This is a genomic window from Azospirillum sp. 11R-A (genome assembly GCF_049472615.1).
GTDB classification, from domain to species: Bacteria; Pseudomonadota; Alphaproteobacteria; order Azospirillales; family Azospirillaceae; genus Azospirillum; species Azospirillum palustre.
Window position 1 is genome coordinate 12,864 of sequence record NZ_JBCEBL010000003.1, and the last position, 25,209, is coordinate 38,072.

Genomic DNA, 25,209 nt, shown 5'->3' on the forward strand with positions numbered 1-25,209 from the left:
GGCCAACGCCGGGAGCACCCATGGCCAGCATCAGCCGCCGCAACGGCCACCGCGACGCCAGCGCATGGCCCGGCTGGGTCGACGCCCTGTCGTCGCTGGTGATGGTCGTCATCTTCCTGCTGATGGTCTTCGTGGTGGCGCAGTTCTACCTCGCCACCGCCCTGACCGGCCGCGACGAGCAGCTGACCGCCCTCAACCACAAGATCGCGGAGATGAACGACCTGCTGGCGATGGAGCGCGACGCCAACGCCGACCTGCGCGTAAACATCACCCAGCTGTCGACTGAGTTGCAGACCTCGGTCACCACCCGCGACGACATGACCCTGAAGCTGAGCCAGGTTCAGGAGGACCGCGACCGCACGACCCGCACGCTGGAGGAACTCCAGCGCAACGTCCGCGTCGACCGGGAGACGCTGGACCTCAAGCTGAAGGAGATCCTCAGCCTCCAGGCCGACATCAAGGCCCTGCGCGATGCCCGGCAGAAGCTGGAAGGCGAACTGGCCGCCGCCATGGCCGCCACCAAGCTGACCGAACAGCAGCGCCAAGCCCTGCTGGCCGAACTCGGCACCACCCGCGACCGGGCCAAGGCCCTGGAATCGGAGCTGGCATCGGCCACAGAGAAGACGATGCTGGCGCAGAAGGAGATCGACCAGCGCGACATCCGCCTGAAGGGGCTGGAGTCGCAACTGGCCGGCAGCCGCACCCAGGCGCAAAAGGACCTGGAACAGCGCGATCTGCGCATCCGCGACCTGATGGCTTCCCTGACTGGGGAGCAGGCCGAAGGCACCAAGAGCAAGCAGCAGATCGACCTGCTGAACCAGCAGCTGCTGGCGCTCCGCGACCAGCTCGGCCGCATCGGTGCGGCATTGGAGACGTCGGAGAAGGCGTCGGCGGAGCAGAAGGTGCAGATCGCCGAGCTGGGCGCCCGGCTCAATCAGGCACTCGCCGCCAAGGTCCAGGACCTCGCCCGCTACAAGTCGGAGTTCTTTGGCCGCGTCCGCGAGGCGCTGGGCAGCCGGCCGGATGTGCGGATCGTCGGCGACCGCTTCGTCTTCCAGTCCGAACTGCTGTTCCCGTCCGGGTCCGCCACGCTGGAGGAGGCCGGCAAGCAGCGCTTGGCCGACCTCGCCCGCACCCTGATCGAGATCGGCAAGGCGATCCCCTCCGACATCAACTGGGTGCTGCGGGTGGACGGCCATACCGACATCAAGCCGGTGCGCTTCCAGTTCGCTTCCAACTGGGAACTCTCTTCGGCCCGTGCGCTGTCGGTGGTCAAGTTCCTGATCGACCAGGGCATTCCGGCGGAGCGGCTGGCTGCCGCCGCCTTCGGCGAGTTCCAGCCCATCGACCCCGGCACCTCGGACGAGGCGCTGGCGAAGAATCGCCGCATCGAGATCAAGCTGGACCAGCGCTGAGCGGAACCCCGCCGCGCGGATGGCTGTTTTCCTTCCATCGACGCTCGTGTCGACATGAGGAACCAGCCATGATGAAGACTGTCTTTGCCGCCTTGTCGGTCGCGGTCCTGGCCGGCGGCATCGCCGCCCTGCCCCACCCGGCCGAGGCGAAGGGATGCGTGAAAGGTGCGGCCGTCGGCGGCGTCGCCGGCCATATGGTCGGATCGGGCCACGGGGTGGCCGGCGCCGCACTCGGCTGCGCGGTCGGCCATCACGAAGCCAAGAAGAAGGATGAGGCGGCCAAGAAGCAGGCCGAGCAGCAGCAGGACCAGCACGGCAACAACCAGCCGTCGAAGTGAGCGCTGCCGAGCGGGATGGAGCGGCTACGGGCCTGATCTAGGCCTGCCACTCCTCCCGCAGGATGGCGTAGAGGACATGGTCGCGCCATGCGCCGTCGATGCGCAGGTAACCGCGGGCATAACCTTCGTGGGAAAAACCGACCTTTTCCAACAGGCCGCGGCTCGGCAGGTTGGTCGGCAGGCAGGCGGCCTCCACCCGGTGCAGGCCGAGCTGGCCGAAGGCGAATTCCAGGGCCAGCCGGGTGCCGCCGGAGACATAGCCGTTGCGGGCATAGGGCTGCCCGGCCCAATAGCCGAGCGTCCCCATCTGCGCCACGCCGCGTCGGATGTTGGTGAGGCCGAGCCCGCCGACCAGCGCGTCGGTCCCCCGGTCGAAGATCAGGAAGCTGTAGCCGAGGTCGTCCCGCCATTCCTGCGCCTGCCGCCGCAGCCGCCGGGCGAAGGCGGTGCGCGTCAGGGCATCGGCCGGCCATGTGGGCTCCCACGGCGTCAGGAATCCGCGCGAGGTCGCACGAAGATCGGCCCATTCCCGCCAGTCGCGGGGCAGCGGCGGCCGGATGTAGCAACGCGGCCCGTCGAGCCGGATCGCGGGAGGGCCGATGAGGCCGCTGCCGAGAAGGCGGATCATGAGCGCGGCGCCCTCCCCACCTTTCCATCCCCTCTCCCCCCCAGGGAGAGGGTTAGCGCGAGGGGGATTCGCCAGCCGGACGATCCACGCAGTGCATCCCCCTCACCCCTACCCTCTCCCCGGGAGGGAGAGGGGGAAAACTGCGGGGGGAGAGGTTTGGCCGCCGCCGTCTTCATCGTCAGGCGAGACGCTCCGCGATGCGGTCGTAGCTTTCCAGCTTGGCGATGGGGCCGAGGGCGGCCACGGTCGGACGGCTGGCACGCAGGCGGGACGCCGCCTTGACCACGGACTCGCGGTCGACGCCGTCGATCTTCGCCACGATCTCGTCCACCGGAACCGGACGGTCATAGATCAGGATCTGCTGACCCAGCTGCTCGCAACGCGACATGGTGCTTTCCAGCGCCATCAGCGTCCCGGCCTTCAACTGGGCGCGGGCACGGGCAACCTCGTCCTCGGTGACGTCGGCGCCGACCTTGGCGATCTCGTCGCAGACGACGGGGACCAGCTCCGCCACCTCGTCCTCGCCGGTGCCGGCATAGACGCCGAACAGGCCGCCGTCATGGTAGCCGCCGGTGAAGGTGTAGATGGAATAGACCAGCCCGCGCTTCTCCCGCACCTCCTGGAACAGGCGGGACGACATGCCGCCGCCGAGCAGGGTGGAGAGCACAGAGTGGGCGTAGAAGTCGGGGTCGTGCACCCCCACCCCGTCGAAGCCGAGCACCAGGTGCATCTGCTCCAGATCGCGGTCCTCGCGGAAGTCGCCGCCGATGTAGCGGGCGGTCTCCGGCTTGGGCGGAGCGCCGCTCGGCAGGTCGCCAAACGCCTTGAACGCAAGGTCGACCATCCGGTCATGCTCGATCCGGCCGGCGGCGCTCAGCACCATGCCGGGGGCGCCGTAATGGCCGGCGATGTAGTCGACCAGCGCCTCGCGCGGCAGGGATCCTACGATCTCCGCCGAGCCCAGCACCGGACGGCCGATGGCCTGACCCGGATAGGCGGTGGACTGGAAATGGTCGAAGATGATGTCGTCGGGCGTGTCGGCGCTCTGGCCGATCTCCTGCAACACCACCGTGCGCTCGCGCACCAGCTCCTCGGCGTCCAGCGTGGAGTGCTGGATCATGTCGGACAGGATGTCGAGCGCCAGCGGCGCATCCTCGTGCAGGACCTTGGCGTAATAGGCGGTCTGCTCGCGGGTGGTGTAGGCGTTCAGCTGGCCGCCGACATTCTCGATCTCCTCGGAGATGCGGAAGGCCGAACGGCGGCTGGTGCCCTTGAACAGCATATGCTCGACGAGGTGGGCGACGCCGTTGACGCTCGCCGCCTCGTTGCGGGTACCAACCCCGACCCAGCAGCCGAGCGAAACGGACTGCACGTCGGGCATTGTGTCGGTCGCGACGCGAAGCCCGTTGGGCAACGTCGTCACACGAATGGAACTCATGCGGCCTCCTGGGCGGCGCGGGCGCGCTTGGTGACGAAGTCCTGGACCGCCGCCAGATCGTTCGGCAGGTCGGACAGGCGCTCCTCGCGCACATAAAGATCGGACAGGCGCGGCGGCAGGTCCGGCCGGCGGCCGGTCGCCTTTTCCACCGCGTCGGGGAACTTGGCGGGATGGGCGGTGGCGAGAACCACCATAGGAACGGTCGGATCGACCCGGCCGGCGGCAACCGCCGCCTTCGCCGCCCCGATGCCGACCGCCGTGTGCGGATCGAGCAGATAGAGGCTGTCCTTCCACACCTCGGCGATGGTCGCCATGGTGGCGGCCTCGTCCACCCGATGGCCGGAGAAGATGGCCAGCGCGCGGGCGAGCTGCGCGTCGGTCACCGCGAACTTGCCCTCGGTGCGGAAGCGGTTCAGCGCCTCCGTCACCGCGGTGCCGTCGCGGTCGAGCAGGTCGAACAGCAGCCGTTCGAAGTTGGAAGAGATCTGGATGTCCATGCTGGGAGACAAGGTAGGCACGACGGGCGCCGCGACCATGCTCCCACTGGCGAAAAAGCGCGCGAGGATGTCGTTGCTGTTGGATCCCACCACCAGCGTCTCCATCGGCAGCCCCATGGAGCGGGCGCCGTAGGCGGCATAGACATTGCCGAAATTGCCGGTCGGCACGGTGAAGGCGAGCTTGCGGTCCGGCGCGCCCAGCGCCACCGCAGCGGTGAAATAATAGACGATCTGGGCCATGATGCGGGCCCAGTTGATCGAGTTCACCGCCGACAGCCCCATCCGGTCGCGGAAGGCGCCGTCGTTGAACATCGCCTTCACGAGGTCCTGGCAATCGTCGAAGGTGCCGTCCAGCGCGATGTTGTGGACATTGGACGACAGCACGCTGGTCATCTGCCGGCGCTGCACCTCGGACGTGCGGCCCTTGGGGTGCAGAATGAAGATGTCGACGTTCTGGCGGTCGCGGCAGGCCTCGATGGCGGCCGAGCCGGTGTCGCCGGAGGTGGCGCCGACGATGGTCACCCGCTGCCCGCGCTTGGTCAGCACATGGTCGAACAGGCGGCCGAGCAGTTGCAGCGCCACGTCCTTGAAGGCGAGCGTGGGCCCGTGGAACAGCTCCAGCACCCAGGTGGTCGGATCGACCTGCACCAGCGGGGTCACCGCGGCATGGTCGAAGCTGGCATAGGCGTCACGGACGATGGCGCGGAACTCGTCCTCGGCGATGGAGCCGCCCAGGAAGGGCAGCATCACCCGGACGGCGATCTCGCTATAGGGCAGCCCGCGCATGGCGCGGATGTCGTCGGCCGTGAACTGCGGCCAGGTCTCCGGCACATAGAGGCCGCCGTCGCGCGCCAACCCGGCCAAAAGGACGTCTTCGAAACCCAAGACCGGGGCCGCGCCCCGCGTGCTGACGTACCGCACCGCTTACACTCCGTCCGATGAAGTGGGCATAGTTAGCGAGGACCCCGCCCGCACGCAAGCGGTGCGGGACGCACGGCGCATATTCCATCCGGTTGGGGCGGCTCCGCGGCCTTGGGTGGAACGCCTGAAACACCATGAAACGGTTTTTCGGGGTGTGTTCACTGTTCAATCCGGGCCGGAGCCAATCACGCGGCCTCCCCCACCGCCTCGTCGGCGCTCTCGTCGGCGCCCTCGTCCGCACCCCGGCGGCGAACCAGCGAGGCGGCACGCTGCAGCACCTCCGGACCGGCACCGGGGCGGTGGGCGTTCTCGGCGATGTGGCGACGGTAGGCACGGGCGCCGGGCAGCCCCTGGAACAGGCCCAGCATGTGGCGGGTGATGGAGGACAGCGGGGTGCCGCGTGTCATCCGCGCCTCGATGTAGGGCAGCATCGCCTCGATCACCGCATGGCGGTCGGGTCCGGGCTCGCCCCCCATCAGGCGGCGGTCGGCGTCGGCCAGCAGATAGGGCGTTTCGTAGGCGGCGCGGCCGATCATCACGCTGTCGAGCGTGCCGAGATGCCCCGAAGCCTCGTCCAGCGTCCTGATGCCGCCATTGATGGCGATGGTGAGATGCGGGTATTCCGCCTTCAGCCGGTGGACGAGGTCGTAGCGCAGCGGCGGGATGTCCCGGTTCTCCTTGGGACTGAGGCCCTTCAGCCAAGCCTTGCGGGCATGGACGATGAAATGGGTGCAGCCGGTGGCGGAGACGGTGCGGATGAAATGGTCGAGCGTCGGCCATTCCTCCATCTCGTCGATGGCGATGCGCGACTTGACGGTGACGGGGATCGATACCGCCTCGCGCATGGCGCCGACCAGCCGGGCCACCAGATCGGGCTCCGCCATCAGGCAGGCGCCGAAGCGGCCGGACTGCACCCGGTCGCTCGGGCAGCCGACGTTCAGGTTGACCTCGTCATAGCCCCACTCTTCCGCGATGCGGGCACAGGCGGCAAGGTCCGCCGGGTCCGATCCGCCGAGCTGGAGCGCCACCGGATGTTCCGCCGCATCGAAGCCCAGCAGCCGCTCGCGGTCGCCATGCAGCACGGCGCCCGTGGTCACCATCTCGGTGTAGAGCAGGGTCGAGCGCGACAGCAGACGGTGGAAGTACCGGCAATGCCGGTCGGTCCAGTCCATCATCGGCGCGACGCTGAGGGGGATGGTGGAGGTGGTCATGTCGAGTGGAGCCGGTACAGTGGAACAGGAAAGCGGTAAGCAGCGGGCAAGGCGCTATGGGCTGACGGTCAGGCGGAGGCCGAAAGACTTGATGACCTTCAAAACCGTCGCAAATTCCGGATTTCCGTCCGGCGACAATGCCTTGTAGAGGCTCTGGCGGCCAAGGCCGGCATTACGGGCGACCTCCGTCATTCCCTTGGCGCGGGCGATGTCGCCGAGTGCCGCGACGATCAATTGTGGATCGCCGTCTTCCAACACCGCATCCAGGTAAGCGGCGATGCGCTCGTCGCTGTCCAGGCTGTCGACGATATCCCAGGGACGGGTTTCGGTTCGGTCCATGCTCCCCTCCTTTGTCGGGCTGCACGTCTAAAGATCCCGTGCCATCGCAATGGCGGTGGCGATGTCGCGGTCCTGGGACCGCTTGTCTCCACCGGCCAGCAGCACGATCAGTGTGTCGCCACGCTGGATGAAATAGACGCGGTAGCCCCGGGGCCGTGGTCGATGCGCAGTTCACTGACACCTTCCCCCACCGGCTTGGTATCGCCAGGATTGCCAAGCTGAAGGCGGCGGATACGCACCTCGATCCGCATGCGAGCCCGAACGTCCCGCAAGCTCTCTATCCAAGCGGCGAAACGGTCGGTCTGACGGATCTCGATCATCCAACAATGTCTTCCGCAGGAGACAACTTGTCAAGCCATCGGCCCAAAAACGACTAAGCCCCGCACAAGGCGGGGCTTAAGTCATGAACCGAGAAGATGGCGTCCCCGACGGGAGTCGAACCCGTGTCGCCGCCGTGAAAGGGCGGTGTCCTAGGCCTCTAGACGACGGGGACGTCGTTCGCGGTGACGCGCTTTCTAAAGATCGGAGCCGCGCAGCGCAAGCGCTTTTTTGCATCCTCCGATACTTTTTGCGCCCCGCCCGTACGACGCCACGCCAACGCTCAGGCCGAGCGCGCCGGTGCCGCGTCGTCGATCAGCAGCTGGACCCCTTCCGAACCGTTCCAGCGGTCGATGCGCAGCACGCCGGCAAGGTGGAACGGCGTGCCGCGGCCGGTCAGCAGGGCCTGGCCCATGTCGCTGTCGAGCGCGCGGAAGGCGATGGCCTTCAGCCGGGCACCGTCGTTGCCTTGCAGGATGCAGCGCACATGGTTGGCGCCCACCACGTCGGCGCGCACGACACGGGCGTCGGCGATGGCGAAGCGCGGTTCGGCGTTGCCGGTGCCGTAGGGGCCGAGCTTGTCGAGCGTCGTCACCAGTCCGACGCTGGCGCCACCGACCGACAGGGCGCCGTCCAGTTCCAGCGTCGGCACCAGCGGGGCGGATGCCACCTGTTCGGAGATGCGGCTGTGCAGGAAGTCGCGCAGCGCGTCGATCCTGTCGCCGGCCACGGTGAAGCCCGCCGCCATGCGGTGGCCGCCGCCGGCCAGCAGCAGCCCTTCCTGCCGGGCGGCGATCACCGCCGCACCGAGATCGACGCCGCGCACCGAACGGCCCGACGCCTTGCCGATGACGGTGCCGTCGGCGGTTTCCTCCAGAGCGACGACGCAGGCCGGGCGACTGTAGCGCTCCTTCAGCCGGGCGGCGACGATGCCGATGACGCCGGGGTGCCAGCCGAGACCGGTGACGAAAACCAGATCGGTCGTGCGCCCGGCCTCGGCGGCGACGCGCTCCAGCGCCTCGTCGAGGACCGCCTGCTCGATGGTCCGGCGCTCGGCGTTGTGGCCCTCCAGCCGCTGGGCCAGTTCCATCGCCTCGATGGGATCGTCGGTGGAGAGCAGCCGGGCGCCGAGGTCGGACGCGCCCACCCGGCCGCCGGCATTCACGCGCGGCCCGAGGACGTAGCCGGCATGGTAGGCATCCGGCTTCTCCTTCACCCCCGCCACGTCGGACAGGGCGGCGAGGCCGGGGTTGGCACGCCGCGCCATCACCTTCAGCCCCTGCGCCACCAGCGCGCGGTTCAGCCCGGTCAGCGGCACCACGTCGCACACCGTGCCGAGCGCCACGATGTCAAGCCATTCCATCAGGTTGGGTTCCGCCCGGTCGCGGTAGAAGCCGGCTGTCCGCAGCACGCGGTTGATCGCGACGATGGTGATGAAGGTGACGCCGGCGGCGCAAAGCGTGCGGTAGGCGCCATCCTCGTCCAGCCGGTTGGGGTTGACCAGCGCGACGGCGGGGGGCAGGCGCGGTTCGGCGGCATGGTGGTCGAGCACGACGACATCCAGCCCGGCCTCGGCGGCGGCCTCCAGGGCGGCGAAGGCGGAAATGCCGCAATCGACCGTCACCACCAGCCGCACCCCCTCCCCTTTCAGGCGAAGCAGCGCCGGAGCGTTGGGGCCGTAGCCCTCGGTGATGCGGTCGGGGACATAGACGCGGATGTCGGCGCCGAGCGAACGGAAGAAGCGGCGCAGCAGCGCGGCGGAGGTGGCGCCATCGACGTCGTAGTCGCCGAAGACGGCCACCGGCTCGCCGTCGCGGATGGCCCGCGCGATGCGCTCGGCCGCCGGGTCCATGTCGCGGAAGCGCGAGGGATCGGGCAGCAGGGCCTTCAGCGTCGGGTTGAGGAAGGTTTCGCAGCTGTCCTCGGTGACGCCACGGGCGGCCAGCACCCGGCCGACGATCTCCGGCAGCCCGCGCCCCTGGGTGAGGGCCTGCGCCTGCCGCTCGTCGCAGGGCCGCGCCTGCCAGCGCTTGCCGGACAGGGAGTTGGCGACGTTGAGGAAGGCGGCGGGCTCGGTCATGGCGGTGCTGCTGTCCGGTGAGGGGAACGGGTGCACAGCCATAGCAGACATGAGCGCGCGACGCACGATGGACAGGGTTGGCGGGTTCAAACGGGTGGTGTTCGAGCAACCCAATGCTCTCGCGCTCTTCGGACCGCTCACGCCGGATCCCGATACAAAGCGGATCTCCAGATCTTTCGACCGAAGACGCGAAATTCAAGCATTGCTGATAAGACAGATTATATACTCATGTAATTAGAATTCAACCGTATGGATTTATAATCGTTGATTATCTCTCGTTTGATCTGTGATATTTTCAAAGGGATTACCTCTGGAGATTTAGAGATGCATAAAAGATCGTTTCAAGTCTATATTGTTTCCGCCGGGGCCATGCTGCTCTCGGCTTGCGCCGGCCCCGCCTCTACCTATGAACGCTCAGCGAGTCATTTCGCCTATCCGAACAGCAATGTGGTGCCAATCGCACTGGCCGAAGGAAAAGCGACGTCAACTTCGTTTCTTCTTCCTGATCTAGCCAATCCCGATCTTGAGCAGGAAGCCGTCCGCAACGCCCTTGCGGAAAGCAAAGGCGATCTTCTCGTAAACGGCGTCTACAACTGGACAACGACGCAGTTTCCGCTTTTGCCAATTTATAACACCACCCTGAATGTGAAGGGTGTTTCTGCAAAAATGGTTTCTGGAAACCAAGTCAGAAACGACAAGAGCACGAATGAATTTATCAAGAACTACAAGAAATAAGGATAATATTATGAAAATTTCACACGCCCTACTCCTCCCGTTTATTTTGTCTTGTACCGCCTGCAGTGTCACGAGCGGCAGCATCGAGACACAGGATCTTTTCACATTCCCAAACAGTGACGTCACCAACTACGAAGATGGCACAATCACGCTAAGCGAATCAAAGACGGTTTTTGCCTGGGACGACTCTGCAATCTATGACCTTCGGAAATTGCTTGTCGATAAAGCCAAGGAGGCAGCGAAGTCCAGGCAGTTAGCTGAAAATTCGCGAAAGGCAAACATCAACACCAAAATCAAGGATATGGATATTCCAGATGTAATCCTTATAAACAGCAAATGGAAAACGACAACCAACATAACGCCGATCATTCCTATCGTAACTTATAAGCTTGAACTCACAACGACACTGGCCCATGCAGACGTATACATAAAACGGATTGATTGACGCCGTCAGGATGTCGCCAAATACTACGAGGATATGCATAGTGAGAAAACATAATCTTGTTTGGCGGCATCCTGCCCTCCTGTTGGCGACACTGGTTGCTTCGTGCGCTACAGATGGGATCGGCGATAAAATGAAAATTCTTGATAAAAGGTCCTACAAGATATTTCTGTCCTCAGACAGAGACGACGTTATCTATAAGATCGACAACGTCGAGATCGGACGGGGACGAAAATTTTTCTTCACTCCGGAAAACACCTCCTCTTTCCAAATCGTGGCGATAGCCTCCAGATGCACCGACCCGGTGAAGAACAGACACCACCAGACGGTCGCCATGCCTCTTGTGTCCGACCAGGAGTATCGCTTCGTCTTCCCAGAGTCGAAATGCAGAAATGAAGAAAAATCAAGAAACTTATACTAAAACGTAAAATTCTTAAATCGCAGCGCATAAGAAAATTGGCCAAAATGAATCACAGTAGTTATATCAGCCGGAGAGTGTTTTTCTCTGCCTTAAGTCCCATTATATTAAATTCTAACAAGTCATCTCGCAACATAAATATTTTATTCCCCAATGAGGAAAATGGAGAAGAAATCATTAAATCGATAAATAAATCAGTTAACAGATATTTTAATATCAATTCGCTAATTAAAATTGAAAGAGGCGAACATTCAGATACCGCCTTTACCGAAATGAGGAGTGGCGTCGGAATAATACACTTTGGTATCGACTGCTACATTGATATAGTTAGATCGTTTTCCAGTAGCATTCAAATACTATTCGGGATAATGGCTCACGAATGCTGGCATGTTTATCAGTTTTCGGAAAACCACAAAAGGGTCCCTCCATTTTTTGAATTGGAAGCCTATCTCGCTTGCGGATATTACCTTGGAATCTTAAAAAGAGAAGAAGACTTCCCCATAGGCGGGATCATAGAGTATTTAGCAGAACGCAACATCGAGGCAATATCAAAGAGTGACCACGGAACGCCCCAAGACGTCGAGAGATGCATAATTTCCGGGTTCAGATACGCAATCGTCAACGGCCCGACATCAAAAAAAGATCTTAACGCATATTTCAAATCAGAATCGAGGAGAAGCTAGCCGTGAACTCTTTTGATATCAATACCAGCCAAAGCACGGGAACGGTCGTCGCATTTGAAACATCCATCACTCAATTCTTTACGTCACGGGAATGGGCCGCCCAAGTTTTCGCATTACTGAGCTTCGCTCTCGTCGCAATCATCGTTATAAAATACTACAAATCTCTCGCCGCCGGCGACGTGATCAAGCTGTTTGGTCTTCTGATGATCATCAACGCAAGCTTGCTGATTGTCGTATTCGGATACAGCGATAAACAGATCGTCGGCCCGATCAGCCTGCTAAGCACCATTTCAGGCTATCTTCTTGGGCAAGCGACATCAAAGAACACCTCAAACAACTCCGGACCGGCAACTGGCACTGGCACTGGCACTGGCACTGGCACTGGCACTGGCACTGGCACTGGCACTGGCACTGGCACTGGCAACAATTGATCAGAAATTTTTGGTGAAGGGAGAAATTCAGTGATGTCCGACAGATTTTTCCACCGGAAGAGAACCGTTATTGCAGCAGCACTCCTCTCGCTTTTCGCTCCCGTGCTTTACGATCCCCCTTTGTCGGAATCACAGGCGGCACCCATCGATATATCTCCCACGTCGCCAGGAATAGCGCCCATCAATCCGGATGCAATACCGGTCAATGTTTTCAACTGTGCAGAAAAAAGCATTGAGGTCGAGTTTAAAAGAACCAGCGGAACATACGGAACGAAAAGAATAGTCGGCTCCCACGTCTCCATCGAATACAAGGGATGCACTGAATATTGTGAAATTGAAATTCAGACATCAGGAGCAAGCCCATTCACGATGGATGTAAGCGGCGGTGATAAAATCATAATTGTTAGAGACAACGACAGAAGACAGTTTGTCGCAAGAAAGATCAACCCGCTGTCTCAAGCCGTTTGCAGATAGTCCGCCTCCTCTTTCCACTATGAAACTCCACCTCCCGCCCTTTCCAGCCGAACGATATGGCCAAGCCGATCGGCACGAGGCCGGAAAGGATGGGAGGTGGAGTTTCCTACGCCGCCCGCATCCACACCGCCGTGTCGTGGAACGCCGCACCGCCGGCCGGCGGCACCGGTTCCGGCGAGGTCAGGCTGTTGATGCCCATGCCCTCGACGAAGGCGCTATTGGGCCAGATGCCCTCGACGATCACCACGCCGCGCGGCACACCGGCGAAGGACTTCGCATGGACCACCACGCTGCCCTGCGGGTTGCCCAGCCGCACCGCGTCGCCGTCGGCCAGAGCCAGCCCGGCGGCATCCTCCGGGTGGATCAGTGCGGTGGGTCGGCCTTCGCGCTTCTGGGCGGTCAGCGTCTCGGTGAAGGAGGTGTTGAGGAACTGGCGCGCCGGGGCGGTGACGAGTCGGAACGGATGCTCCGCATCGGCATCGCGGGCGGGGGGCATGTGGTCGGGCAGCTCCGGCATGCCGCCATAGGGGCCGAGCGCCGCCCAGTCGGGGGCGAAGCGGAACTTGGCATCGGGGTGCGCGAAGCCGTTGAGGAAATGCGAGGTCTCGAAATCGGGCTGGGCGTCGATCCAGCGGTCGGCGGTCAGGGTCGCCGCGTCGCCGAGGTCGGACGCCTTCAGCATGGCGTCGATGATCTCCAGCGCAGTCATGCCGAATCCCGGATGCTCTGCGCCGACGCGGCGGGCGAGTTCGCTGATGACCCAATGATTCTCGCGCGCCTCGAACTGCGGCTCGATCACCTTGCGGCCGATCAGGATGTGCATCTGGCCGCCGCCGCGGTAGATGTCGTCATGCTCCAGGAAGGTGGTGGCGGGGATCACCAGATCGGCCAGCCTGGCCGTGTCGGTCATGAACTGCTCGTGCACCGCCACGAACAGGTCCTCGCGCAGGAAGCCCTGGCGGACGCGGTTGGAATCCGGGCAGATCGTCACCGGGTTGGTGTTCTGGATCAGCATCGCCGTCACCGGCGGGCCGCTGGTCAGGTCGCGCGGGTCGCCGGTCAGCACCGCGCCGATGCGCGACTGGTCGAAGCTGCGCACCGACTTGTCGAGGCGGTCCAGCCCCTCCGACAAGGTCTTGTCCAGCTTGTAGATGCCGGACGAGCAGTAGAGCGCGCCGCCGCCCTTGTGCTGCCAGGCGCCGGTGACCACCGGCAGGCAGGACACGGCATGGACCTGCGCCGCCCCGTTGTGGGCGCGCGACAGGCCGTAGCCGACACGCAGGTAGGACCGCTTGGTGGTGCCGTAGAGGCGGGCGAATTCCTCGATCTCCGCCACGGTCAGGCCGGTGATGGATGCTGCCCATTCAGGGGTGCGGGTGGCGAGATGCGCCTCCAGCGCCGCGGTGTCGCCGGCCAGCCGGGCCAGATAGGCGCGGTCGGCGTGGCCGTCGCGGAACAGCACATGCATCACCGCGCAGGCCAGCGCCCCGTCGGTGCCCGGCCGCAGCATCAGGTGCAGGTCGGAGACCTCCGCCGTGCCGGTGCGGTAGGGGTCGATGGTGACCAGCTTGGCGCCGCGGCCTTTGCGGGCGCGGCTGACATGGGTCATCACGTTGACCTGGGTCGCCACCGGGTTGCCGCCCCAGTTGACGATCAGGTCGCTGTCCGCCATCTCGCGCGGGTCGGCGCCGCGGATGTCGCCATAGCCGGCGAGCCAGCCCATGTTGGCCGGCGTGTCGCACACCGTGCTGGTCTGGCGCGAATAGCCCTTGGCGTGGCGCAGGCGCTGGATGCCGCCGCGCTGCACCAGACCCATGGTGCCGGCGTAGAAATAGGGCCAGACCGCTTCCGGGCCGTGAGCGCGTTCGGCGGTCAGGAAGGCATCGGCGATGCGGTCCAGCGCCTCGTCCCAGCCGATTTCCCTCCACTGGCCGGAGCCCTTGGGGCCGCTGCGCAGCAGCGGGGTCTTCAGCCGGTCCGGCGCATGCACGCGCTCGGCATAGCGGCTGACCTTCGCGCAGATGACGCCGGCGGTGTAGCTGTTCTCCGCCGCACCGCGCACCTTGCCGATGCGGTCGGGGGCGAGGCGTTCCACCTCCAGCGCGCAGGTGCTGGGGCAATCGTGCGGACAGGCGGTGGGCAGGAACTGGGCCGACAAGGCTAACCTCTGGTCTGGCTGGCGGCGGGGAAGGCCAAAGTTTAGGCCCTGCCCCGCGCCCGCTTCAATGCGCAACAATGTATGGGTACAAAAAAGCGGGGCCGCGAAATCCCTTGTTCGGACTTCGCGGCCCCTGCCGATTCAGCGGGAGAGTCCCCTGACGACTTGCGGCTTTACATGAAGCCGAGCAGGCGCGGGAACCACAGCGTGATCGCCGGGACATAGGTGATGAGGCCGAGGAAGATCAGCATCGTCAGCAGCCACGGCCACACCGCCACCGTCAGCTCGGTAATGCCCATCTTGGTGATGCCCGAGGCGACGTAGAGGTTCAGGCCGACCGGCGGATGGCACATGCCGACTTCCATGTTCACGATGATCAGGATGCCGAAATGCACCGGGTCGATGCCCAGCTTCATGGCGACCGGGAACAGGATCGGCGCCATGATCAGGACGATGGACGACGGCTCCATGAAGTTGCCGGCGGCCAGCAGGATGATGTTCACCACCAGCAGGAAGACCCACACGCCCATGTTCTGGTCGAGGATCCAGGCCGCCATGTTCTGCGGAATCTGCTCCGACGTCATCAGGAAGGAGAAGAGCACCGCGTTGGTGATGATGTAGAGCAGCATCGCCGACATGCTGGCGCTGTCCAGCAGCACCTTCGGCACGCGGCGCAGCGGCATGTCCTTGTAGACGAAGACCGCGACGACGAAGGCATAGACCGCGGCCATCGCCGCCGCCTCGGTCGGGGTGAAGATGCCGCTGTAGATGCCGCCCATGACGACGATGATCAGCAGCAGGCCCCAGAAGCTCTCGCGCAGGGCATGCATGCGCTGGGCAAAGCTGGCCTTGGGCAGGCGCGGATAGCCGAACTTGCGGGCGCGGAACCAGGTGGTGAAGCCGAGGAAGCAGGCCAGCAGGATGCCCGGCACCACGCCGGCGATGAACATCTGGCCGATGGAGGCGGCCTGCGGGTGGCCGGTGGTGGCGACGCAATACATCACCATCACGATGGATGGCGGGATCAGGATGCCGAGCGCGCCCGAGGTGGTGACGATGCCGGCGCCGAAATTCTTCGGGAAGCCCTGCGCCACCATGGCCGGCAGGATGATCGAGCCGATGGCGACCACGGTGGCCGGGCTGGAGCCCGACACCGCCGCGAACAGCGCGCAGGCCATCACGCCGGCAAGGCCGAGGCCGCCATGCCAATGGCCGACCATCGAGGTGGCGAAGTTGATCATGCGGCGGGCAACACCGCCATGGGTCAGGAAGTTGCCGGCCAGGATGAAGAACGGGATCGCCATGATCTCGAACTTCTCGATGCCGGTGAACAGCTTCAGGGCCACGGCGTCGATCGGCACGTCGGTCATGAAGAACAGGAAGGACAGAACCGTCAGGCCGAGCGAGATGGAGATCGGCATGCCGGTGAGCATGAGGGCCAGCAGAAGCCCGAAGATAATGGCGGCGTTCATGCCGGGCCTCCTTCCTTGGCGGCTTCGACCGGGTCGATGCCGTCGACCTGGGCATGGTCGTGGTGGGGCAGTTCACCGGTGCGGATGAAGGTCCAGGCGACCTGGAGGAAGCGGAAGCACATCAGGTAGGAGCCGAGCGGCACCGCCAGATAGATGATCCACATCGGCCATTCCAGATCGGCCGACACCTGCTCGGTCTCGGAGATGTGGTAGACGAAGCGCGCGCCGAGCGACCCGACGATGAGGGTGAACAGTGCACCGGCACCCAGCCCGAAAAGCACGAACTTGGCACGCAGGTGCGGCTCCATCCGGTTGATGATGACGTCGACGCCCACATGGATGCCGGTGCGCACGCCATAGGCGGCACCGAACTTCGCCATCCACACGAACATGTAGATGCACAGTTCCTGCGCCCAGGCGAGGTTCCAGTGCAGCACATAGTCCTGGATGTAGGGAACGCCGGAGAAATAGCGGTGGACGACGGACGCGAAGATGACGAGCGTCGCCCCGGCCATGAGCGACGCGATCAGCGTCTCCTCAAGCCGGTCGAGAATTTTCATAAGCATGTCGGGGGGATCTCCCGGTCGGCGGAGACGGTCTTAAAGGCTGGATAGCCGCAGCACGACCCTTAGCGCTTCAATCGACCGTCATCCCCGCGTAGGCGGGGATCCAGGCGGCTGCCGGAGCGAATGGATCATCGAAGCTGGATTCCCGCCTTCGCGGGAATGACGGCCGAACAGTGTGGATGCCGGTTTGGAGTGGACGACGCCTTCCAGTGGAGTGGCGTCGCCCGCCCTCAAATCACATCTTGAAGCCAGCCGCGGCCGATTCCTTGTAGATCGCTTCGATCAGGTCCTTGCCAACGCGGGCTTCGGCGTCCTTGTGGACCGGCTTCAGGGCCTTGACCCAGGCCTCGCGCTCTTCCTTGGTCTGGGTGTGGAACTCGGTCTTGCCGGAGGCCTTCATCTGGGCCAGCGCCACGTCGTTCTCGTTCTGGGCGATGTCGTTGGCGTAGTCGGTCGCCTCCTTCATCGCCTCTTCCAGCTTGCCGCGGACGTCTGCGGGCAGGCCTTCCCAGAACTTCTTGTTCACGATGACCGCGTAGCCGAGATAGCCGTGGTCGGTCAGGGTCGCGTTCTTCTGAACCTCGTGCATCTTCTGGGTGTACATGTTGGACGGCGGGTTCTCCGTGCCGTCGACGACGCCGGTTTGCAGCGCCTGGTACACTTCGGAGAAGGCCATCACCTGCGGCAGGGCGCCGAGCGCCCGCATCTGGGCGTCCAGAACCTTGGACGACTGGATGCGCATCTTCAGGCCCTTCACGTCCTCCGGCTTGATGAGCGGCTTGTTGGCGCTCATGATCTTGAAGCCGTTGTCCCAATAGGCCAGCCCGATGATGCCCTTGGACTCCAGCTTCTGGAACAGCTTCTTGCCGATCTCGCCCTTGGTGACGCGCTGGAGAACTTCCTTGCTCGGGAAGATGTAGGGCAGGTCGAAGACCTCGAATTCCTTGGCGCCCAGCGGGCCGAACTTGGCCAGCGACGGGGCCAGCATCTGCACGGCGCCCAGCTGAAGCGCCTCAAGCTCTTCCTTGTCCTTGTAGAGCTGGCTGTTCGGGTAGACCTCGATCTTCACCTTGCCGGCGGTCAGCTTCTCGGCCAGTTCCTTGAACTTCTCGGCACCCTTGCCCTTCGGCGTCTCCGGCGCGACGACGTGGCTGAACTTGATCACGATCTGGTCCTGGGCCCAGGCCGTCGAGATCGCCATCGGCGCCGACATCATGCAGCCGACCGCCGCCGCGCACAGGAGCTTCACGAGTTTCATAGGTGCGTCCCCCTCTGGTATTCATTGTAGACGAGACTGACTGTTCGGCCCCGTACTTGTTGCGCATTGTTCATGATCGGACGAATTGCGGCTATTGTGGATATCCGCAGAGTCGGCCTATTCCACTTTCGTACGGTCCCGCGATCCCCTGTCCCCACACTTTCGTGTCCACCCCGATGCCGAAGCCATCCCATAAATCCAGTCCTGCCGTCCGCATCGGGCGGGCGGTGCCGCATGCCATGCCGGTGGTGGCGATGGCGCTGGTCGTGGTGCTGCTGGGCGCCTTCCTGTGGCTGTTGCAGCGCAACGAGCGGGAGGAGGAGGCGCTGGCGCTGATCAAGGACGCGCTGTGGGTGGAGCAGAACCTGCACTTCCAGCTCGCATCCGACGAGGACAAGCTGGAGAGGCTGGCGGAAACGCTGGGCCGGGTTGAGGTGGACCTGCGGCAGTTCGCCGCAATGGCCCGGCTGGTGGTGAACACCAATCCGGCGATCGAGCGGGTGCTGTGGCTCGACGCCCAGGGCCGCACCCTGCTGGCCGAGCCGCCGCTGCCGGGGAACGGCGGAACGGATGCACCTTCGGAACCGGCCGGCGCGGAGGGGATGGCCCGCGACGACGCGGTGCGGATCGCCCGGTCCTCCGGCCTGCGGGCCTATGGCGCACCCTACCGGATCGACGCCACCGACCGCGGCTTCGACGCCGCCTTCCCGCTGTTCCGCGACGGCGCCTTCGCCGGCACGCTGGTCGGCGTCTTCTCCTTCGAAGCGATGCTGACCCACCATGTCCCCTGGTGGTTCGCCCAGCGCTACCAGCTGGAGGTGGTCGACGCCACCGGCACGGTGCTGGGATCGAAGTCGCGCATGTCGGTGCCGGGATCCATGGCAGGACCGGCGCCCGACCCCGCGCGCAGCCACCTCATCCCGTTCGATCCGCCCGGCCATGGGATGGCCCTGGTCGCCACCGCCTACCCCAGCGACTCCAACGTCACCCGCACCGTTCTGGTCGCGGCGATCTTCGCGCTGACCGGGTCGGCATTGTGGAGCCTGTGGTCGCTGCGCCGGCACATCGCCGGCCGCCTGCGCGCCGAGGAGGCGCTGCGCGAGGAACATGCCTTCCGCAAGGCGATGGAGGACAGCCTGACCGTGGGCATGCGCGCCCGCGACCTGGAGGGGCGCATCACCTACGTCAACCCGGCCTTCTGCCGGATGGTCGGGCTGGACGCGGACGATCTGATCGGGCGCGGCCCGCCGGCGCCCTATTGGCTGCCGGAGGAGATCGACCGGGCCGAGGCCGCCTTCCAGGACGTGCTGGCCGGCCGGGCGCCGGAAAGCGGGCTGGAGATGCGCTTCCAGCGTCCCGACGGCGAGCGGTTCGAGGCGCTGATCTACGAGGCGCCGCTGATCGACGCCAACGGGCGGCAGACCGGCTGGATGGGCTCCGTCCTCGACATCACCGAACGCAAGCGCGCCGAGGAGCTGGCGCGCCAGCAGCAGGAGCGGCTGCAACAGACCTCCCGCCTGATCACCATGGGCGAAATGGCCTCCACCCTGGCGCATGAGCTGAACCAGCCGCTGTCGGCCATCGCCAGCTACTGCACCGGCTGCCTGAATCGGCTGCGCTCCGACCGCTGCGACACGCAGGAGGTGGCGGCGGCGCTGGAGAAGCTGGCCGCCCAGGCCAAGCGCGCCGGGCTGGTGGTGCGCCGCATCCACGACTTCGTGCGCAAGCGCGACCCCAGGGTCGCCCCCTGTTCGCTGGCCGAGGTGCTGGAGGACTGCGTCGGGCTGGCCGGCAGCGACGCCGCAAGGCTGGGCGTGCGGGTGGAGCTGGATGCCCCGGCCGATCTGCCGCCGGTCACCGGCGACCGCATCCTGCTGCAACAGGTGGTGCTGAACCTGATGCGCAACGGGATCGAGGCGATGGCCCGCACCCCGCGCGCCGACCGCCGCCTGACCGTCACCGTCCGCCAGACCGATTGCGATGGCGGCGAGGAGGCCGGCAAGGACGGGGGCAAGGATGGCGCCCGCCTGCTGCTGACCGAGATCCGCGACCATGGCTGCGGCGTCGCTCCCGACGTGGCCGACCGGCTGTTTTCCCCTTTCTTCACCACCAAGCGCGAAGGTATGGGCATGGGCCTGAACATCTGCCGGTCCATCGTCGAACACCACCGCGGCCGGCTGTGGTTCGAGACGGTGACGCCGGAGGGAGATGGCAACGGGGACGCAACGGGAGCCGACGCCGCCGGCACGCGCTTCCTGTTCACCCTGCCCGTCCATGCCCGCACGCCGGACCGGACAACCGGCCCATATCCCGCCGGCCCGTTTCCCGATCACACCGCCGAGGCTGCCGAATGACCACGCTCCACATCGTCGACGACGACGAGGCCATCCGCGACGCGCTCGGCTGGCTGTTCCAGTCGCGCAACGTCCCGGTTGCGGGCTGGCCGTCGGCCGAATCCTTCCTGGAGTCGTGGCGGCCGGACACCGCCGGTTGCCTCCTGCTGGACATCCGCATGGAGGGGATGAGCGGGCTGGAGCTGTTCGACCGGCTGCTGTCCAAGGGTTGCCGCATGCCGGTAATCTTCCTGACCGGCCATGGCGACGTGCCCATCGCCGTCGGCGCCCTGAAGAAGGGGGCCCGCGATTTCGTGGAGAAGCCCTTCAACGACAACGAGCTGGTCGACCGGGTGATCGACGCGCTGGCCTTCGACGCCGAACAGCGCGAGCGCGAAGCCGGTCAGGCCGGGCTGACAGCCCGTCTCGCCACCCTGACCCAGCGCGAACGGCAGGTGATGGAGCTGGTCGTCGCTGGCCGCCTGAACAAGGTGATCGCCGACGAGCTGGGCATCAGCATGCGCACGGTGGAGGTCCACCGCAGCCATGTGTTCGAGAAGATGCGGGTGAAGACGGCGGTGGAGCTGACGCGGCTGCTGACGGGTGCCGCATGATTGCCCCTTCCGATACGGGAAAACCCAGGGTACGACGGAGGCGCCTGGAGTCCCCACCGGTCCCGTACTAGTCTGTTCGCACCACTCCGGTGGTCGTCCCCGACGGTCTGGAGCATCAACGGTTGAGGTTTCGCTTACCCAGCTCCATCCTCGCCATCGGTCTGGCCGTGACAGCACCGCTGCTGCTGTTCGGCGCCGTGATGGTCTGGCAGCTCGACGCCCGCGACCGGGCGGAGACGGAGGACGCGCTGCAATCGGTGGCGCAGTCGCTGTCGCTGGCGGTCGACCGTGAACTGGCGAGCCAGCTGCGGCCGCTGGAACTGCTGGCATCGCTGCTCCAGCCCAATGCCGACGATCTGCGCACCCTGTACCAGGAGACCACCACCGCCACCCACAGCCAGCCCGGCTGGCTGGCGATGGGGATGGTCGACGCCGACACCGGCCGCTTCGTCTTCCACACCCACTACCCGCTGGGCGTCCAGCCGCTGCCGCCGCCCCGGCTGGACGAAATCACCCGCCATGTCATCGAAAGCCGCCGCGCGACCATCGGCGGCGTGCTGCCGCCCGGCGGACCGCCGGGCCGGCCGTCGCTGATCCTGCGGGCACCGATCCTCCAGTTCGACCCGGACCGCCAGAACGACCGGGTGCGCTACATCCTGTCGCTGGCGCTTGGGCTGGAAGGGCTGTCCAGCGCCCTGCGGACGCGCGACACCCCGCCGGAATGGACGGTCACCGTCATCGATCCGACCATGCTGATCGCCGCCCGCTCGCGCGATGCGGCGGCCTATCTGGGCCAGAAGGTCTACGCGTCGCTGGAGGCGCGGATCCGCACCGGCAGCAACCGCATGTTCGTCGCCCAGACCCGGGACGGGATCGAGGTCCACTCCGTCATTCACCGCTCATCCGAAACCGGTTGGGCAGTGGTGCTGGGCGTGCCGTCGGCCCTCGTGCAGGAAAAGCTGAACGCCACCCGCATGACGGTGGTCGGCGGTGCCGCGGTGGCCTGTGCGGCGACGCTGATGCTGGCGCTGCTGGTGTCGCGCGCCTACCGCCGCCGCCGCAGCGCCGAGGAGGAGGTGCGGCGCGCCCGCGAGGCGGTGCTGATCGAGCAGCGCCGCCGGCTGCAATCGGAAAAGGACCATGCCGAGGCGGCGAACCGGGCCAAGAGCGATTTCCTGGCGAACATGAGCCACGAGCTGCGCACCCCGCTGAATGCGATCATCGGCTTCGCCGAGGCCTTGATGTCCGGCATCTTCGGCCCTTCCCCGCCCAAGCATGTCGAATATCTGACCGCCATCCACCAGTCCGGCCGTCATCTGCTGGATCTGGTGAACGAGCTTCTGGACATGGCGAAGATCGAGGCCGGACGGCTGGAGCTGTTCCCCGCCTGCGTCGCGCTGGGCGAGCTGCTGGAGGATTGCCTGTCGCTGATGGAGGCGCTGGCCCTGCGCAAGGGGGTGGCACTGACCAGCGGCGCCATCGCGTCCGATCTTCAGGTCACCGTGGATGGGGTCCGCATGCGGCAGGCGGTGCTGAACGTCCTGTCCAATGCCATCAAATTCACTCCGTCGGGCGGTGCCGTGCGGGTGGAGGCCAAGCCCGGGCCCGGCGGGACCGGTGCCGTCATCGTGATCGCCGACACCGGCGTCGGCATGAGCGCGGACGAGCTGGTGATCGCGATGGAGCCGTTCCGTCAGGTCCACAATTATCTGACCAAGGCGGAGGCCGGCACCGGCCTGGGCCTGCCGCTGGCCCGCCGCTTCGTCGAGGCCCATGGCGGCACCCTGACCCTGGACAGCACGCCGGGCACCGGCACCACGGTGACGATCATCCTGCCGTAAGGAAGGCAGAGGGACGTTGAGTTGGGATGTGGAGTCGCCTCAACCCCGGCGGGGCGGACGGCCGGGGAGCGTGGCGCGCTGAAGCTTGGCGCCGGCCATGTCGGCACCGTCCATGTCGGCGCTGTCGAGATTGGCGTCGGACAGGTTCGCCTGCACCAGACAGGTGCCGACCAGCAGGGCGCCGCGCATGTCGGCTCCCATCAGGTTGGCGGCCCAGGAGCGGCCGGTGGGGCGGCCAGACGGATCCTTGATCGCCGCCGGGCCAAGCCGCACCCGCGTCAGGTCGGCGCCGGTCAGCACGGCGTAGCTGAGGTTGGCGCCCGACAGGTCGGCGCCCATCAGGTTGGCGCCCTCCAGATTGGCGCCCGACAGATCGGTCATCATCAGCCGCGCGCCGGTCAGCGCCGCCGCCGACAGGTTGGCCCCCCGCAAGCTTGCGGCGCTGAGGTTGACGTTGCGCAAATCGGCACGGCTGAGGTCGGCGCCGTCCAGATCGGCCCGCTGGCCGCGCTGGCCGAAGCTGTCGATCCAGCGCTCGTGATCGAAGATGGCGCGCTGGATTTCCGACCCCATGCTGTCGATGGGGCGGGTCATCTGCGCCGTGGCGATGCGGGTGGAGGACAGGTCGCAGTCGGCCATGCGCGTGCCGACCATGTCGGCCTTGTCGAAGCGGGTGCCGTCCAGCGCCGCCCCCGACAGGTTGGCGCCGTTCAGCCGGGCGCCGGTCAGGTCCGCCCCGGTGAGCACCGCCCCCGACAGATCGGCGTTCTGCAACATGGCGCCGCTGAGGTCGGCGTCGGACAGGTTGGCGCCGCGCAGCACCGCGCCGGTGAGGTCGGTGGGAATGCCGCCCTCCGCCGTCATGCCGTTCTGGAGGCGGGCAAGTGCCGCCTTGTGGATCTGGCGGGCGCTTTCGGCGTCCTGCGCATCGGGGCCGGTGCCGCGGCGGGCGGTGCCGCCCGGTTCCAGCGTGCCGGCGCGCAGGTCGGCGCCCTTCAAATTGGCGTTCGAGAAGTCGGCCGCGCGCAGCCGGGCGCCGCGCAGGTCGGTCTGCATCAGGTTGGCGCGGCTGATGTCGGCATCGCGCAGATCGACGCCGAACAGGTCGGCGCCGGCCAGATTGGTGCCGTTCAGCCGCCCGCGCGCCAGCCGCGCCCCGACCAGGCGGGCGCCGCGCAGGTCGCGCTGCGACAGGTCCACCCCTTCCAGATCGGCCATGGCGAGGTTGGCGCGGGCGCCGCCCGGCTGGCCCTTGATCCAGCGGGCGTGCCGCTCCAGCACTTCGGCCAGCTGGTCGGGCCGAAAGAAGGAGACGGACTGAGCGGTCGGGGTGGTGGCGGTTGGCACGGACAACTCGACGCCGTGAAATGGTTACATCGCGACAATCATGCGGTTCATTCCTTACCGAAGGCTGAATGAATCCCCCTTTTGCGCACCCTCTTTCGGAGGATGCGGTTCGGCGACCCGCCGGCATGGCGCATCGGCGGGAAAACGGGGATTCCAGCCGGGATGGATAGGAAAAACGGAAGCTTGGCCATAGCAACGGCCATAGGCCCCGGCACCTCCATCGCCGTGACATTACCGCGGCAGTCCCGAGTCGCGCACGTTACGGTTCTGTAATCGAACCGCTTGCGAACGGGTCGCGAACAGCCGCGACTCGGCTTCCCGCCCCTGTTCCGGGCGAGGCCGCGGAATCCCTCGACTCCCCCAAAAAACAGCATCGGTTAAGCAATGGTTTCTTGACAGAAAAGGCCACGGGCATCCTAAAAGTGTCCCACCTTTCGGATAAACGCACCGCAGCACGCCTTGACCTTAGCCAGGGTGTGACTTTGGCCGTAACCGGGACGGCGGGGTCCAGACGATGGATTCCGGCTGCCGGAGCGGAAAAACGGGATATGAAGGAAGAATGATGAAGGATGCGGACGCCCGGTCGATCACGACCGCACGCCCGAGCGTCGGCGAGAGCCACGCCACCGAACGCCATCATCTTGATCGCTGCCATCTCGATCGCCGCCATCTTCTGCGCGCCGGCCTCGGCCTGGCGGCGGTCGCCTCAGCCGGCGGGACCCTGCTCACCAGCGAAGAGGCGGAAGCTGCGGCGCTCCGCGCTCCGCCGCGGGTGCTGTCCCTGGTGAACCTGCACACCGGCGAGCGCATCAGCGCCGAATACTGGTCGCGGGGCAAATATGTCCGCGACGCGATGCGGGCGCTGAACCGCGTTCTGCGCGACCACCACAACAATTCGGTCCATGCGATGGATCCGAAGCTGATCGATCTGGTCCACTCGCTGAGCCGCAAGATCAACCGCCGCGGCCCTATCGAGATCGTCTCGGGCTACCGCTCGCCGGAGACCAACGCAATGCTGCGGGAAGCCGACGGCAGCGGCGTGGCGCAGAATAGCTATCACATGCGCGGCATGGCAATCGACCTGCGGGTCCAGGGCCTGTCGACCCGCCAGCTCCAGCGCGCGGCGCTCAGCCTGCGCGGCGGCGGGGTCGGCTATTACCCGGACAGCAACTTCGTCCATGTCGACGTCGGCCCGCTCCGCCACTGGTGAGCGGCCGGCAACGGACCACGAAAAAGGCGCCACCCCAAGCCG

Annotated in this window: 21 protein-coding genes, 1 tRNA gene and 1 pseudogene; 10 read left to right on the plus strand and 13 right to left on the minus strand. The window is 65.4% G+C overall.

The genetic code is table 11. The annotated features are described in order from the left end of the window. Positions 1 to 20 precede the first annotated feature (20 nt). Positions 21 to 1,415, plus strand: a complete 1,395-nt coding sequence (locus VH569_RS05760; protein WP_423314523.1) for a peptidoglycan -binding protein — start codon at positions 21 to 23, stop codon at positions 1,413 to 1,415. Between the two features lie 68 nt (positions 1,416 to 1,483). Then, positions 1,484 to 1,753, plus strand: a complete 270-nt coding sequence (locus tag VH569_RS05765; protein WP_423314524.1) for a hypothetical protein — start codon at positions 1,484 to 1,486, stop codon at positions 1,751 to 1,753. A gap of 37 nt (positions 1,754 to 1,790) precedes the next feature. On the opposite strand, the gene VH569_RS05770 is transcribed toward VH569_RS05765, so the two are convergent. The 8 genes and pseudogenes from VH569_RS05770 to recJ all read right to left on the minus strand — a co-directional run bounded on the left by VH569_RS05770 (position 1,791) and on the right by recJ (position 9,185). Beyond that, on the minus strand, positions 1,791 to 2,381 hold the full coding sequence (locus tag VH569_RS05770; RefSeq protein ID WP_423314525.1) for a GNAT family N-acetyltransferase: 591 nt from the start codon (positions 2,379 to 2,381) through the stop codon (positions 1,791 to 1,793). A gap of 178 nt (positions 2,382 to 2,559) precedes the next feature. After that, the gene (locus VH569_RS05775; RefSeq protein WP_423314526.1) at positions 2,560 to 3,819 is read right to left on the minus strand and encodes a M16 family metallopeptidase; all 1,260 of its coding nucleotides are present in this window, start codon (positions 3,817 to 3,819) and stop codon (positions 2,560 to 2,562) included. Then, positions 3,816 to 5,237 carry a threonine synthase gene (gene thrC / locus VH569_RS05780; RefSeq protein WP_423314527.1) on the minus strand — a complete coding sequence of 474 codons (1,422 nt, stop codon included), beginning with the start codon at positions 5,235 to 5,237 and terminating at the stop codon, positions 3,816 to 3,818. Before thrC ends, VH569_RS05775 begins: the two co-directional genes overlap by 4 nt. 185 nt (positions 5,238 to 5,422) lie before the next feature. Then, positions 5,423 to 6,448, minus strand: coding sequence for a tRNA dihydrouridine(20/20a) synthase DusA (dusA, locus tag VH569_RS05785; protein ID WP_423314528.1), 1,026 nt, complete (start codon positions 6,446 to 6,448; stop codon positions 5,423 to 5,425). 54 nt (positions 6,449 to 6,502) lie between these two features. Continuing rightward, positions 6,503 to 6,787, minus strand: coding sequence for an addiction module antidote protein (locus tag VH569_RS05790; RefSeq protein ID WP_423314529.1), 285 nt, complete (start codon positions 6,785 to 6,787; stop codon positions 6,503 to 6,505). A gap of 27 nt (positions 6,788 to 6,814) precedes the next feature. Beyond that, positions 6,815 to 7,107: pseudogene (locus VH569_RS05795) on the minus strand (type II toxin-antitoxin system RelE/ParE family toxin). Between the two features lie 97 nt (positions 7,108 to 7,204). Further along, a tRNA-Glu gene (locus VH569_RS05800) sits at positions 7,205 to 7,280 on the minus strand. Between the two features lie 108 nt (positions 7,281 to 7,388). Further along, positions 7,389 to 9,185 (minus strand): single-stranded-DNA-specific exonuclease RecJ, encoded by a 1,797-nt coding sequence (gene recJ / locus VH569_RS05805; protein WP_423314530.1) that lies wholly within the window; start codon positions 9,183 to 9,185, stop codon positions 7,389 to 7,391. A gap of 264 nt (positions 9,186 to 9,449) precedes the next feature. On the opposite strand from recJ, the gene VH569_RS05810 reads away from it, so the two are divergent. From VH569_RS05810 to VH569_RS05825, 4 genes are all read left to right on the plus strand, one after another. Continuing rightward, a complete protein-coding gene (locus VH569_RS05810) occupies positions 9,450 to 9,920 on the plus strand; it encodes a hypothetical protein (RefSeq protein ID WP_423314531.1) in 471 nt (156 codons plus the stop codon). 10 nt (positions 9,921 to 9,930) lie between these two features. Continuing rightward, positions 9,931 to 10,365 (plus strand): hypothetical protein, encoded by a 435-nt coding sequence (locus VH569_RS05815; protein ID WP_423314532.1) that lies wholly within the window; start codon positions 9,931 to 9,933, stop codon positions 10,363 to 10,365. Between the two features lie 1,100 nt (positions 10,366 to 11,465). After that, a complete protein-coding gene (locus VH569_RS05820; RefSeq protein ID WP_423314533.1) occupies positions 11,466 to 11,894 on the plus strand; it encodes a hypothetical protein in 429 nt (142 codons plus the stop codon). A 33-nt stretch (positions 11,895 to 11,927) separates the two neighbouring features. Beyond that, positions 11,928 to 12,368, plus strand: a complete 441-nt coding sequence (locus VH569_RS05825; protein ID WP_423314534.1) for a hypothetical protein — start codon at positions 11,928 to 11,930, stop codon at positions 12,366 to 12,368. A 106-nt stretch (positions 12,369 to 12,474) separates the two neighbouring features. Here VH569_RS05825 and VH569_RS05830 read toward each other — a convergent pair whose 3' ends face one another. The 4 genes from VH569_RS05830 to VH569_RS05845 all read right to left on the minus strand — a co-directional run bounded on the left by VH569_RS05830 (position 12,475) and on the right by VH569_RS05845 (position 17,822). After that, positions 12,475 to 14,526, minus strand: a complete 2,052-nt coding sequence (locus VH569_RS05830) for a molybdopterin oxidoreductase family protein (protein ID WP_423314535.1) — start codon at positions 14,524 to 14,526, stop codon at positions 12,475 to 12,477. A gap of 173 nt (positions 14,527 to 14,699) precedes the next feature. Further along, positions 14,700 to 15,998 (minus strand): TRAP transporter large permease, encoded by a 1,299-nt coding sequence (locus tag VH569_RS05835; RefSeq protein ID WP_423314536.1) that lies wholly within the window; start codon positions 15,996 to 15,998, stop codon positions 14,700 to 14,702. Further along, a complete protein-coding gene (locus VH569_RS05840) occupies positions 15,995 to 16,564 on the minus strand; it encodes a TRAP transporter small permease (protein ID WP_423314537.1) in 570 nt (189 codons plus the stop codon). Before VH569_RS05840 ends, VH569_RS05835 begins: the two co-directional genes overlap by 4 nt. Positions 16,565 to 16,799: 235 nt before the next feature. Beyond that, positions 16,800 to 17,822: a TRAP transporter substrate-binding protein gene (locus VH569_RS05845; protein ID WP_423314538.1), complete on the minus strand. Its 1,023-nt coding sequence runs from the start codon at positions 17,820 to 17,822 to the stop codon at positions 16,800 to 16,802. Positions 17,823 to 17,998: 176 nt separating this feature from the next. On the opposite strand from VH569_RS05845, the gene VH569_RS05850 reads away from it, so the two are divergent. From VH569_RS05850 to VH569_RS05860, 3 genes are all read left to right on the plus strand, one after another. Continuing rightward, positions 17,999 to 20,176: a sensor histidine kinase gene (locus VH569_RS05850; protein WP_423314539.1), complete on the plus strand. Its 2,178-nt coding sequence runs from the start codon at positions 17,999 to 18,001 to the stop codon at positions 20,174 to 20,176. Further along, positions 20,173 to 20,769, plus strand: coding sequence for a response regulator transcription factor (locus tag VH569_RS05855; protein WP_423314540.1), 597 nt, complete (start codon positions 20,173 to 20,175; stop codon positions 20,767 to 20,769). Before VH569_RS05850 ends, VH569_RS05855 begins: the two co-directional genes overlap by 4 nt. 122 nt (positions 20,770 to 20,891) lie before the next feature. Then, positions 20,892 to 22,610 carry an ATP-binding protein gene (locus VH569_RS05860; protein WP_423314541.1) on the plus strand — a complete coding sequence of 573 codons (1,719 nt, stop codon included), beginning with the start codon at positions 20,892 to 20,894 and terminating at the stop codon, positions 22,608 to 22,610. 39 nt (positions 22,611 to 22,649) lie between these two features. Here VH569_RS05860 and VH569_RS05865 read toward each other — a convergent pair whose 3' ends face one another. Next, entirely contained in the window at positions 22,650 to 23,957 is a 1,308-nt protein-coding gene (locus VH569_RS05865) for a pentapeptide repeat-containing protein (RefSeq protein ID WP_395458354.1), read from the minus strand. 559 nt (positions 23,958 to 24,516) lie between these two features. Between VH569_RS05865 and VH569_RS05870 the strand changes: the two genes are divergently transcribed. Continuing rightward, positions 24,517 to 25,167, plus strand: a complete 651-nt coding sequence (locus tag VH569_RS05870) for a DUF882 domain-containing protein (RefSeq protein ID WP_423314542.1) — start codon at positions 24,517 to 24,519, stop codon at positions 25,165 to 25,167. The last annotated feature ends 42 nt before the right edge of the window (positions 25,168 to 25,209 follow it).

Bases quoted from the DNA above. Each gene is read 5' to 3' on its own strand.
- VH569_RS05840 (WP_423314537.1), bottom strand. From the start codon at position 16,564: ATGCTTATGAAAATTCTCGACCGGCTTGAGGAGACGCTGATCGCGTCG.
- VH569_RS05790 (WP_423314529.1), bottom strand. From the start codon at position 6,787: ATGGACCGAACCGAAACCCGTCCCTGGGATATCGTCGACAGCCTGGAC.
- VH569_RS05760 (WP_423314523.1), top strand. From the start codon at position 21: ATGGCCAGCATCAGCCGCCGCAACGGCCACCGCGACGCCAGCGCATGG.
- VH569_RS05815 (WP_423314532.1), top strand. From the start codon at position 9,931: ATGAAAATTTCACACGCCCTACTCCTCCCGTTTATTTTGTCTTGTACC.
- VH569_RS05765 (WP_423314524.1), top strand. From the start codon at position 1,484: ATGATGAAGACTGTCTTTGCCGCCTTGTCGGTCGCGGTCCTGGCCGGC.
- dusA (WP_423314528.1), bottom strand. From the start codon at position 6,448: ATGACCACCTCCACCATCCCCCTCAGCGTCGCGCCGATGATGGACTGG.
- VH569_RS05775 (WP_423314526.1), bottom strand. From the start codon at position 3,819: ATGAGTTCCATTCGTGTGACGACGTTGCCCAACGGGCTTCGCGTCGCG.
- VH569_RS05770 (WP_423314525.1), bottom strand. From the start codon at position 2,381: ATGATCCGCCTTCTCGGCAGCGGCCTCATCGGCCCTCCCGCGATCCGG.
- VH569_RS05855 (WP_423314540.1), top strand. From the start codon at position 20,173: ATGACCACGCTCCACATCGTCGACGACGACGAGGCCATCCGCGACGCG.
- VH569_RS05850 (WP_423314539.1), top strand. From the start codon at position 17,999: ATGCCGAAGCCATCCCATAAATCCAGTCCTGCCGTCCGCATCGGGCGG.
- VH569_RS05825 (WP_423314534.1), top strand. From the start codon at position 11,928: ATGTCCGACAGATTTTTCCACCGGAAGAGAACCGTTATTGCAGCAGCA.
- VH569_RS05845 (WP_423314538.1), bottom strand. From the start codon at position 17,822: ATGAAACTCGTGAAGCTCCTGTGCGCGGCGGCGGTCGGCTGCATGATG.
- VH569_RS05835 (WP_423314536.1), bottom strand. From the start codon at position 15,998: ATGAACGCCGCCATTATCTTCGGGCTTCTGCTGGCCCTCATGCTCACC.
- VH569_RS05870 (WP_423314542.1), top strand. From the start codon at position 24,517: ATGATGAAGGATGCGGACGCCCGGTCGATCACGACCGCACGCCCGAGC.
- recJ (WP_423314530.1), bottom strand. From the start codon at position 9,185: ATGACCGAGCCCGCCGCCTTCCTCAACGTCGCCAACTCCCTGTCCGGC.